This window comes from Mesorhizobium sp. ES1-3, assembly GCF_020164795.1.
GTDB lineage: Bacteria > Pseudomonadota > Alphaproteobacteria > Rhizobiales > Rhizobiaceae > Mesorhizobium.
The window spans coordinates 1-9,698 of record NZ_JAIUGW010000051.1 but is presented as its reverse complement, the minus strand read 5'-3'; the positions used below and the strand labels follow the sequence as shown (position 1 = coordinate 9,698).

Here is a 9,698-nt window from a genome sequence, read left to right as displayed (position 1 = left end):
GAGCGATGATCCCCTGATCAGCCTGCCAGCCGTGGCGCGCTGATCAGCCCGGCCCATGCCGGAGAGCACGGCGACCATGCATTAGGGTCCCTGGTCTGATCCTGCCTTGAGGCTTGCCAGTTCATTGGTCGCGTACCACCGAATTGAGCGGTTGCGGGACGCGGCCGCTGCCTCGAAACGGGCTGTGAAATGGGTGAAATAGCGGTAATCGCCTACTTCGTGGCGGCTGAATCCTCTATCGAAATTTGCACCAGGAACGAATGTAAAGCGCCTTTGGACCCTGAGACGCGCAGCCGGGAGCCTGTTCGAAGGATGAACGTGCAACCGGCTGGCAGATACGGCGATGTGTCCTGCGAGGCTCTCCAATCGCTCCCGAAGGCGGGTCACGGGCGCGGGTCCGCCGCCCGGGTTGACAAATAGACCGAGAAGTCTAGACTGACTGGTCCAAAAGCTGGTTAACGGAGGAGCAGTTATGCGTATTGCCAAAGACGAAGTGGACAAAAAACTGGAGCTTCCTGGTGCCGTCATTCGTCAGCGGACCGAGTTCGGCGACGTCACCGGATACGGAAAGATCAGTGGCGAGTACTTCACTCTTGCAGCTGGCGTCGACACGACGCCCCTTTTTCAGGGACTGCACTGCAATGCGTGCCAGTGTCCCCACTGGGGCTTTGTGTTAAAGGGACAGATTACGACTACCGACGTGTCGGGGCACAAGGAGACAGTTGCTGCGAATGACCTGTTCTACTGGCCGCCTGGGCACAACGTGAAGGTGGACTCCGATGCGGAAATCGTGATGTTCAGCCCGCAGCACGAACATACCCACGTGATCAATCACATGATCGACAAGGTGAGCGGCCACACCTGATCAAATCGATTTTGCCCTTGCGACGCCTGACTGGAAAGGGCTGGGCGTCGCGAACGTGTTTTCGTGCAAAGCTAGGCTCTGATGCATTCAACAAAGCAACACCTGATCCAGGCAGGACTGATAATGCTCCTGGAGCAAGGCTATAATGGCCTCGGAATTCAAGCCTTGCTGGACGCGACCGACACGCCCAAGGGATCGTTCTATCATCACTTCAGGGACAAAGAGGATTTCGCCCTGCAGGTGTTGGACACCTACATGGCCGGCGTGCACGCAGGCCTCGATGCAAGCCTGCTCGACGAGGCGCTGGCCCCGCTCGCGCGCATCCGACGCTTCTTTGATAGGACCCAGGAAAGCTATCGGCAGGAGGGTTATCTCGGCTGCCTCATGGGCGGGCTGGGACAGGAACTGTCCGGGGTGAGCGAGGTGTTCCGGCGCAAGATCGACTGGTGCTTGTCTTCGGTCTCCGAGCGGATCGCGAAATGCCTGAGCGAGGCACAGCGGAAAGGCGACGTCCCGGCAGCCTGCAACGTGCACGAGATGGCAGACTTGTTGGTGAATTGTTGGGAGGGCGCAGCCCTGCGCAGTCGCCTGCGGCGGGACCCGGCCTCGCTGATAGCGATGCTCGATTTCTACATTAATGCCGTCGCCAGCACGACCAGAGCGCCGTAGCGTTTCGCGTACGCTCGTATTCGTCCGACAACCAATTCGAAGCGCGACTTTTCCGAGAACACTCATTCAAAGACTGATGGAACGTCGTGGGACCTATGCCGATGCTGCCATATCTGGTGCAAGGATCATCAGTCGACCATGCATTCAGCGGCTCCTGAGCGATGCTCAAAGCGGGCAGTTCGAGATCGTTCTTGCCGAGCCGCTTGACCGCCTCTCACGCGACCAGGAGCACGTGAGCGCAAGCTTACCTGCCTCCCTATAGGTCCCGACTCTGCGGGATGTGGTCTGCGCGGTCGTCACCCGTCTATGAAGCGCGAAACGACAAGGGTCCGATTTGTTTCGGCACACCGAAAGCTTGTTCGAAGCCTGGGAAGGAAGCTCGTCGACGCCCTTTGGCTTGACGCTGAGTCAATGCAAACGATGGAATATTTTCCGATGTTTCCCGGTAAGTGAGAGGTGGAGACAAGCCCGCCAGGCGGCGGAAGCCACAGCTAGATCCAACAGGGATGCCTAGACCTAAGGCTAGGAACAGCCTTACCGCCGAAAGGGTTGCACATGGCGGCCTACTCGCGGGGTCCCGCAAGTTTCTGGACACTGCTGTGGCGCCAGTTAAGAAAGACATTACAGGTAACTGAACTCATGAAAGGAGCGTAAATGACTCAATAGAATGCCTAGTTTCATTATCAATCAGGAACATGACGAATATTTAAGCCTCGCTGAAATTAGAAACGCGCGGGTGAGTCGGTCGTTTTGTATAAAAATTCTAATATTTAAATAAAATTTCCGGATGTTCGGAACAAGTTTATCTCCCATCTGTTTGGTTCGTACGGAAAAAGGAGAAGCCTATGCTAGTACGTTCTACAGTTCTCAGCGCCGTTTTCGCTAGTGTGCTAATGGCGACGCCGACTGGCTCAGCTACCGCCGGGCCGGTTTTCGTGGGCTTGCAGGCTCAACCGTCCTATGTGGCTCAGGTGCGATATAGGGATCATCGCCCCTTCATCCTCCGAAGGAATCACGCCTACTGGCACGGACACCGCGGTTATAGACATCATCGTCCGGGCTATCGTCGCTACAACGGATGGTGGTTCCCGCCGGCGGCATTTGCGCTTGGCGCGATCATCGGCGGCGCGATTGACAGAAATGGTCCGGCAATCAATCGACACGTCCGGTGGTGCTACGACCACTATCGCTCCTATAGGGCTTCTGACAATACGTTTCAGCCGTACCACGGACCTCGCCGGGAGTGCCGATCTCCGTATGGCTGACTTGTACCGACAGTTGGCAGGTCGACTCGTTCCAGGTGCGGGTCCTCCTTAGCCACGAACTGGTGCGAGGGAATCCATGAACCGCGTAACTGCCGCTGCTGGTGGTTGGCGTGCTCTGCCTCCTGGTCTGAGGACTTGTGCTTCGGCTCCTTGAACCATTCGGCGGGCACACGGGTGCGGACACACCCCATGCCCTCGATCAGCGGCCCTAGCTTGCGTTCCGACCGGCCCCGGCTGGTCTTCCTGGAACTTGAAGCTTTGCACTTTCCAAGGGGAGTAACCGATGTATCGGCTCACGATCGCGGCTCTTATTGTCATCACTGGCACTATTCTGCTTATCGGCGGCCTCTGGTTAGCAGCGCTGGGTGGCAGTTGGTTCTACGCCGTGCTCGGAATAACGCTTGGAATATCGGGTACGCTGGTGGCAATTCGCAACCCCGCCGGGGTCGGCCTCTACGCCTTAGCGCAGGACGGTTTACCGACACGTCAACGGTACTGTGCGCGATCTTTCACCGTTGCCGCTGCCTTTCGAAATGGGGGTCCCCGGCATTGGCGACCCCATAGTCACTGCGGGCGGTGTTGCGTTCTTGAGCGGCACAATGGACAATTGCGTTCGTGGGTATGATCTAGGAACGGGGCGCGAGGTCTGGCGCAACCGCCTACCGGCAGGCGGTCAAGCGACGCCAGCGACCTACCAAGCCGCGGACGGCCGGCAATACTTGGTAGTGGTTGCATGCGGACATGGATCGACCGGCACAAAGCCCGGCGATGCGATAATTGCCTACGCCCTTCCTGGCTAAGCGTCGGCACCATGGAACATCCGGTACGTCCACAGGTTAGCAGCCCCGGTGCGTGAAACCCCATCCAGACATGCCGGCATTGTCCAGTATTCCTATCCCGAGGAAGTGGAACAACAGGCGCGGGAGCCGTGCTGGCTCCATTGTCTTTTTTGGCTGGCTGCGCGGGAGGCGTCTCGACCCGCAAGGACCGATCTGCGCCGTCAATCGCACCGCTGGTCATCGTCATCCCGACATTGGTCGCATTGCTGACCTTTGGCTGGATGTTCCGCGGCGCGAACCGCACAGCGCGCTACGACCCCGGAATCCAGCTATTCCGGCCGGATCGAGCTGATCGTCTGGTCGGTCCCGGCGCTCACCATCCTCTTCCTCGGCGGTTCGATCTACTACGGGTCCTACGACCTCGATCCACGCCGGCCGATCGCGTCTGGCCAGCGGCCCCTTGATCTCCAGGTGGTGGCGCTCGACTGGAATTGGCTGTTCCTCTACCCGGAACAGGGTGTGGGAATCAATCAGGTAGCCATTCCCGCCGGCGTTCCAGTGCATTTCAGGCGCTGACCTCGGCCAGTGTGATGAATACCTTCTTCGTGCCGCAGCTCGGCAGCATGGTCAGGTCATGAAAAGCATGCAGACCGAATTGCATCTGCAGGCCCGCCTCTCCCGTGCGGGACACGGCACGGTTGAACTCCGATTTTAAAAGTAGAACTCGCGTTCGACTAGCAGCTGAGAACAAGCCGGGGAGAGAAAAGTTTCGGTTAGGATGGAATAGTTTAGCCCCGGGGTTGGTACATGGGGCGCTGGGGGTGAGATTCGACCGTGACAGGTCGCTGTCATATCTAGGGAGCGGAGCAGGCATTGATAATCCATGGCTACTCGATGCCTGCAATTCGGGAGGAAGACGCTCCCTTCCGGCCCAGCGGTTGCGTCCCTCACCGCTGGGCCAGTTCAGAGCGCAAGCTAGGCAAGGTAACATGAGCCCGAAGTTCGATGTTACACCTCATCTGGAGGTTTTGTGGCGGTACGGGCGGGTGCTTACTCGTGATGACTCCGACGCGGATGATCTGGTTCAGGAAGCGCTCGTTCGCGCCCTTTCGTTGGCAAAGTCTTTCGATACCTCGCGTCCGCTGTTGCCATGGCTGATCGCTATCGTCCGCAATACGTTTTTGACCGGTACCACCCGGATGGCAAACGACAGGCAGCGCCTGGCCTCTTATGGTGACCTGTCCGAAGCAGCTTCGCCGCCGGCGCAGGAGCGTTGTGCCGAATTGGTCGACGTTGAAAGGGCGCTGGCTACCCTGCCTGCGGAGCAGGCGGAGGTTCTTCATCTAGTCGGGGTTTTGGGCTTCACCTACTCTGAGGCTGCCGAACTGCTGGAGGTGCCCACAGGGACGGTAATGTCCCGCCTGAGCCGAGCTCGAGCAGCTCTGAAACATTGCATGGGTGACGCGAGCAAAAATGCGTCGGGGTCGTTTAAAGTTGTAGGAGGCCGTGATGTGGCCGGCTAGCCGTGTTTCAGACGAAGAGATCAACCGGTTCCTCGACGGTGAGCTCTCGCCGTCCCAGAGATCCGAGCTACAAGCGCGGCTCGCGCGGGAGCCGGAACGGGCAGCTGAGGTGTTTGCGCACGCGCAACGCATGGAGGCCATGCGCGATGCCCAACCGCGTCGAATGTTTCCTCCACGCGCGAGTCTCGACAAGGCGAAGCAGCTGGAGCGAGTTTTCCGCCGCAGAAAGCTGCTGGCTGGCTTGAGGCTGCAGGTCGCCGCCGTCGCACTCATTGGGATAGGGTGGTCAGCGAATTCGCTAACTCTTCCGCTTCGCCTGGGTGGCGACACAGCAGACCAGAACTTCATTTTGTCTGCGCGAGAAGCATTACGCGTTGCGCAGCTGAATGCTGGTCCGGAAAGAGGTGCGGAGCCAAAGCAGGAAAAGATCGAGCGCTTGGTAGGTGCGGTGAACGTGAGCATGCCTGACCTGCCAGCGGTCTGGGTGGTGAACGACGTTCAGGTTCAGCCCTGGAATGGCAAACAGAGCCTGGTGGTGACAGCTGACACGCCCAGCGTCGGCCGGATCACGCTGGTGGCTGCCCCGATGAGCGGCGAGGACGCCGTGCCCCCGACCACCGCCACCGACGGCCGGGTGCCGACCGTCTATTGGCAGTCGGGGGGAACCGCCTACGCCCTGATGGGTTCCGCCGCGCCAGACCGGCTCGAGAAAGAGGCAAAGCAAATTGTAGTCGCCACGCGAAGAAACGCCTATCCAAAAATAAGGGGTTGATGACCAAAGCGCGAAAAAAGGGAGAAGCAAGGTCGCGGCGGACTGCTGGGACGTCGCTTTCATCGGTGGCGCTATGCAAGCTGCCGCAATCACCGGAAACGCAATGAACGTCCTACCGTTTGAAAGGCGATATTACTCTTCTGCATGCCCTATTTGCGAAGGACCTGCCCTCGAAGCCGATATCGCTTCCCGAAAGGTCGAATTCCAGTGCGCCTCGTGTGGTGCATACGAGATCACTTCGGCAGCGCGTTCTGCAATGAAGGCCCTTTCGCGGGAAAATCGAAAGCTGTGGCTGATCCAGGCCCGGCAAGAATCAGCGACCTTCCACAGAATCGCACTGGTTTCGTGTGCAAATGAAGCCCCCGCTCAAACCCGTAGGGCGTTGTAATGCAAGATCATATGGAAGTGCGGCCGCGCGGGCACTTCCTGACGGCCCGGCACTAGGCGGGGTTTTGTGCCGGGCCGCATCCTTATCGCTGTTATGCATGAAATCCTGTCAGCATCGTGGATTTGAGCGTACATCCATGCGCAATCTACACGATTATGAAAAAAAATAGGCCTGATCGGTTATACTTCCGATGGCGAATACATAGCCGTTATGGGCGAGGACGACTGTCTGCTTGGTGGCGAATTGTGCGGGCTCGAGGGCGCGCCCTTGGCTCAACAAGCGGCTTCCCTCCCAAGATACTATCCCAGCGGGATTCGCCTGGTCCTGGTAACGGTAAAAGGAGACCAGGTCGTTGCGATCAGGGACTACGATTCCTCGCAACCCGAAATCCAGGCGTGATTTGCTGTGGCTGTCGGGAACCGAGCGGTGCTGCGGAACTCATGGCCGTTCACCTGCGAATGCGGAAGGGCCCGACATTTCCAGCCGCCGTCGGAGGCGCCGCTCACGGCTGATCGGGTGTCAATACGAGTCCGCACCATCGCTCGGTACGAGGCCTATTCGACAAGCATGTGCGCCTCTCTGGCCGCGTCGACCAACGCGTCCCTGGCGGCGTCAGCCGCTATACCGCCATTCATGGCCTGGCGGCAGGCTCTTAACGCCGCCAGATGTTTCTGGCTTCCTGCACTGCGCCAGTGCTTGGTAAGCAGGTCGACTGCTTGCTTGGCGCTGGAAAGATTGTTGATCTCGCCAGATATGCCGGTGGCCATTGGCACCGGCCTTGAAAACCAAGCTTCATACATGCCACGCCTCCATTGCGATGGCTGCCCGGCAAACACTGCGCTGCCGGGCGAGATCGGAGTCAACCTTTGGTGCTGTCCTGAGCCACGTTGTTGGTCGGGATCGTGTCCATCGCTGCCAATTTTTCCGCACACAGGTCCGCGGCGCCCGGGGCGTCCTTCTTCATTCCGGCCAGTTTGACCCAGCCGCCGTCGCTGATGAAACTATCTCTTTGGTACGAAGACGTTCCCTTCAGTTTGGTCAGATTTTCTGTCGCGTTGGATGCCGTGATGAACTTTTCGACACAAAGATTGGCGACCAGTTCAGCCCGCGCCTTGATGGCCGAGGTCTTCGCCATTTCCGATGCCGTTCCTGCCGTGGTCCAACCGCCGGCCGTGAAGCCGACTATCATCGTTAATACGACGGCAGCCGCGACCGACCAGAACCATAATGTCTTGGAGGGCTGATATTCATTGAAGCGCTGCGAAACGGTTTGATTGTCTGCCATAACTTCCTCCGTTTGAGGTCCGCTCTTTGTTTTAGGTTGATTTGCGCCGTCCTGGCCGACAATGGCCGGAAATCGGCCTATGATCGACATGTTGAGGCCTCTCTGCAGAGGCGACCCAGCTTTGGATACAGGGGAGGGGAACGCTGGGTCCGATTGGCAGAGTTTTCGGTCGCGAGCACATCGGCGCAAATCCTCCAACGCTTGTGCTTGTCTCCCGCACTCTAGCGCCTGAGACGCTGTGCTTGAGCACCCGGAAGTTCTGCAAAATGGCAAGAGCGGACAAACTTCACCTCGATGCTGGATATACCGAGTCCGACCGGAAACTATTCCAACCCAAGTCGCGATTATGTGGAGTGGCGTTGTGCTGCCGGGCCTCGGCGGCGTTGATTGCGTAGTTGCGATCGATCGTGCAGCATGAACCAGCTTATTTGACGAACCGCGCGATGACGGGCGGCGCCGCGATATTGGAGGTCTCCGCGCTTCCCGCCCCTGTCATTCCCGGCCTCGCTGTTCCTGCGCGACGATGGACGGCCCACCTTTCCGGTCCGCTTCGAACGCTTCTTTCCCTTTTTGGGCCCAAAGCATGCGCGCCTGTTCGCCTTGCTCGCTCCGGAATTTGTCGCCCATCCAGAGCAGTGCGCCGTTGATGGTGGTGCGATCATCGCCAGTCAGATCAACAATGCCAGCCTTGACCAGGAGACCGCCGAGTTCGATCAGATGTCGCGTGCGCTTGCGCCGCTCGACCTGCCACGTGCGCATGTCATTGCGAGCCTTTACCGCCTGGTGCTGCCCTGCAGCCCCTATTTCGCTGGCACCCCAGCCAATGCGCAGAAATTGGACTTTCGTCGAAATAAAATGTGTGGCCCGTGCAAAACTAGCCAATTCGGCTCGCACTTCGGAGGTGCCGGTCACCTATTGCCGAGTTTGCAAAGCCATTGAATCCCGGTGCTCCTGTGCCATCCTTTCAGGCCGATGAGCCTCACAAGCAGGTCATCGACACCCAGGGGGAGATCAACCACGACCCGAAGGGCGCGAAAATCACTCAAAGGCAGGTCGAGGCCAAGAACAAGGAGCTGTCTCAGAAACGCAGCGCCGAGATCAAAGCAAAGACGGCCTCTGCTCCCACCCAGTGGTCCTCTTATCCTCAGGAATCGCTCGACAGCCCGATGAAAGCGCAAACCACGGGGACTTGACGGGTTAGCGAGAGCGGGAAGGGAGCCTCCCCCGAACCTCGGCCCAATGACGCGCCGGTCCTCGAGATCTTACATTTCACGGATCCGCTATCCTGTTGGAGCCGCGTCCAGTGTCTGGGGACCTGGGCTTTGGTGCTTTGAAATGTTCCAGGGATACGAAGCGAAGACGCCGGCTGCGACCCCGGCAGACCTGGAGCCGAAGCTTCTTGTGGTGCCATGCGGGCGCACAAACGCGGGCAGACACAAGAGCACAAGCAGAAGCGATGGCCCGACCAGGCGCGGGACCTGTGCCAACCAATCCGTGCCGACCTCCCAACGCCCAGGCGAGCGTGAACACATAGGTGGCGGCGTAGAGCCAAATTCCGCTCCGGAAAGAAAGAGCAACAGCGCGCCCGAGGCGGTCAGGCCAGCCCCTGCGATCAAGTAATACCAGGAGCCGCCGAGCGCGGCGAGCCAGATGCCACCGGCTCAAGCACCGCGCTAATCAGCAGAATGGCAGCACCACGGATTCTGCAGTAGTCGTAGATCCAGCCACGAGCATTACCGCGCTCCGATGTCCGCATTTCGAGTCCTCCTGGGGGCAGTCGTCTCAGCGACGAAGTCGGGCCAGCACGGGGCCGTTCACACATTGTTGCATCTCGCTACACAGCAGAACTGTGAGGCAGCGCCATTGTTCCCTGGTTTATGCGGGCTGCGGCATGGGCCCACGAACGCGGATTTGGCGGGCGCGGGGCATCTTTTTAGAAGCCTCGCACCCGCTAGATTGGGTGAAAACATCCCGGGAAAGGGAGCGGCGCGCCGCCTCTTCGTGAGACAAGGAAACCCGTCTCAACCCGAACTCCCCAAACCCAAAGGCAACTTCACGACGCTCGGCCCCGTTCGTCGGGATCTGCCAACGCCGAGACATCCTTGCTGGCAGGAGCGCGCTCTACGTATAGCCGCAAAAAGAAAATCCGGAT

General features: G+C 59.0%; 12 protein-coding genes and 1 pseudogene. 9 read left to right on the top strand and 4 right to left on the bottom strand.

What is annotated here, in order from left to right; genetic code table 11:
* Positions 1-472 precede the first annotated feature (472 nt).
* The 6 genes and pseudogenes from LB536_RS30690 (at position 473) to LB536_RS30665 (ending at position 4,154) form a co-directional block, all read left to right on the top strand.
* The gene (locus tag LB536_RS30690; protein WP_224599079.1) at positions 473-865 is read left to right on the top strand and encodes a hypothetical protein; all 393 of its coding nucleotides are present in this window, start codon (positions 473-475) and stop codon (positions 863-865) included.
* Positions 866-946: 81 nt separating this feature from the next.
* Positions 947-1,534 (top strand): TetR/AcrR family transcriptional regulator, encoded by a 588-nt coding sequence (locus LB536_RS30685; protein WP_224599077.1) that lies wholly within the window; start codon positions 947-949, stop codon positions 1,532-1,534.
* The gene (locus tag LB536_RS31280) at positions 1,503-1,796 is read left to right on the top strand and encodes a recombinase family protein (RefSeq protein ID WP_318013530.1); all 294 of its coding nucleotides are present in this window, start codon (positions 1,503-1,505) and stop codon (positions 1,794-1,796) included. The genes LB536_RS30685 and LB536_RS31280 overlap by 32 nt, the downstream gene beginning before the upstream one ends.
* Before the next feature lie 583 nt (positions 1,797-2,379).
* Positions 2,380-2,799, top strand: a complete 420-nt coding sequence (locus LB536_RS30675) for a BA14K family protein (RefSeq protein WP_411966614.1) — start codon at positions 2,380-2,382, stop codon at positions 2,797-2,799.
* 476 nt (positions 2,800-3,275) lie between these two features.
* Positions 3,276-3,599 (top strand): annotated as a pseudogene (locus LB536_RS30670) (membrane-bound PQQ-dependent dehydrogenase, glucose/quinate/shikimate family); the annotation flags it as partial.
* Between the two features lie 252 nt (positions 3,600-3,851).
* On the top strand, positions 3,852-4,154 hold the full coding sequence (locus LB536_RS30665; protein WP_224599072.1) for a hypothetical protein: 303 nt from the start codon (positions 3,852-3,854) through the stop codon (positions 4,152-4,154).
* Here the strand turns inward: LB536_RS30665 and LB536_RS31190 are convergent.
* The gene (locus LB536_RS31190) at positions 4,144-4,269 is read right to left on the bottom strand and encodes a hypothetical protein (RefSeq protein WP_263489424.1); all 126 of its coding nucleotides are present in this window, start codon (positions 4,267-4,269) and stop codon (positions 4,144-4,146) included. The genes LB536_RS30665 and LB536_RS31190 overlap by 11 nt on opposite strands.
* A gap of 298 nt (positions 4,270-4,567) precedes the next feature.
* Between LB536_RS31190 and LB536_RS30660 the strand changes: the two genes are divergently transcribed.
* Both LB536_RS30660 and LB536_RS30655 read left to right on the top strand, forming a co-directional pair.
* Entirely contained in the window at positions 4,568-5,101 is a 534-nt protein-coding gene (locus LB536_RS30660; RefSeq protein ID WP_224599071.1) for a sigma-70 family RNA polymerase sigma factor, read from the top strand.
* Positions 5,088-5,873: an anti-sigma factor family protein gene (locus LB536_RS30655; protein ID WP_224599069.1), complete on the top strand. Its 786-nt coding sequence runs from the start codon at positions 5,088-5,090 to the stop codon at positions 5,871-5,873. The genes LB536_RS30660 and LB536_RS30655 overlap by 14 nt, the downstream gene beginning before the upstream one ends.
* A gap of 942 nt (positions 5,874-6,815) precedes the next feature.
* Here LB536_RS30655 and LB536_RS30650 read toward each other — a convergent pair.
* From LB536_RS30650 to LB536_RS30640, 3 genes are all read right to left on the bottom strand, one after another.
* Positions 6,816-7,061 (bottom strand): DUF982 domain-containing protein, encoded by a 246-nt coding sequence (locus LB536_RS30650; protein ID WP_224599067.1) that lies wholly within the window; start codon positions 7,059-7,061, stop codon positions 6,816-6,818.
* A 59-nt stretch (positions 7,062-7,120) separates the two neighbouring features.
* Entirely contained in the window at positions 7,121-7,636 is a 516-nt protein-coding gene (locus LB536_RS30645) for a hypothetical protein (protein ID WP_318013528.1), read from the bottom strand.
* A 402-nt stretch (positions 7,637-8,038) separates the two neighbouring features.
* Positions 8,039-8,458 carry a conjugal transfer protein TraD gene (locus tag LB536_RS30640; RefSeq protein ID WP_224599065.1) on the bottom strand — a complete coding sequence of 140 codons (420 nt, stop codon included), beginning with the start codon at positions 8,456-8,458 and terminating at the stop codon, positions 8,039-8,041.
* A gap of 41 nt (positions 8,459-8,499) precedes the next feature.
* On the opposite strand from LB536_RS30640, the gene LB536_RS30635 reads away from it, so the two are divergent.
* A complete protein-coding gene (locus LB536_RS30635) occupies positions 8,500-8,739 on the top strand; it encodes a hypothetical protein (protein WP_224599063.1) in 240 nt (79 codons plus the stop codon).
* Positions 8,740-9,698 lie beyond the last annotated feature (959 nt).

Excerpts from the sequence above, each read along its gene's own strand:
- LB536_RS30690 (WP_224599079.1), top strand. The coding sequence starts at position 473 with ATGCGTATTGCCAAAGACGAAGTGGACAAAAAACTGGAGCTTCCTGGT.
- LB536_RS30685 (WP_224599077.1), top strand. The coding sequence starts at position 947 with ATGCATTCAACAAAGCAACACCTGATCCAGGCAGGACTGATAATGCTC.
- LB536_RS31280 (WP_318013530.1), top strand. The coding sequence starts at position 1,503 with ATGCCGTCGCCAGCACGACCAGAGCGCCGTAGCGTTTCGCGTACGCTC.
- LB536_RS30675 (WP_411966614.1), top strand. The coding sequence starts at position 2,380 with ATGCTAGTACGTTCTACAGTTCTCAGCGCCGTTTTCGCTAGTGTGCTA.
- LB536_RS30660 (WP_224599071.1), top strand. The coding sequence starts at position 4,568 with ATGAGCCCGAAGTTCGATGTTACACCTCATCTGGAGGTTTTGTGGCGG.
- LB536_RS30655 (WP_224599069.1), top strand. The coding sequence starts at position 5,088 with ATGTGGCCGGCTAGCCGTGTTTCAGACGAAGAGATCAACCGGTTCCTC.
- LB536_RS30650 (WP_224599067.1), bottom strand. The coding sequence starts at position 7,061 with ATGTATGAAGCTTGGTTTTCAAGGCCGGTGCCAATGGCCACCGGCATA.
- LB536_RS30645 (WP_318013528.1), bottom strand. The coding sequence starts at position 7,636 with ATGTCGATCATAGGCCGATTTCCGGCCATTGTCGGCCAGGACGGCGCA.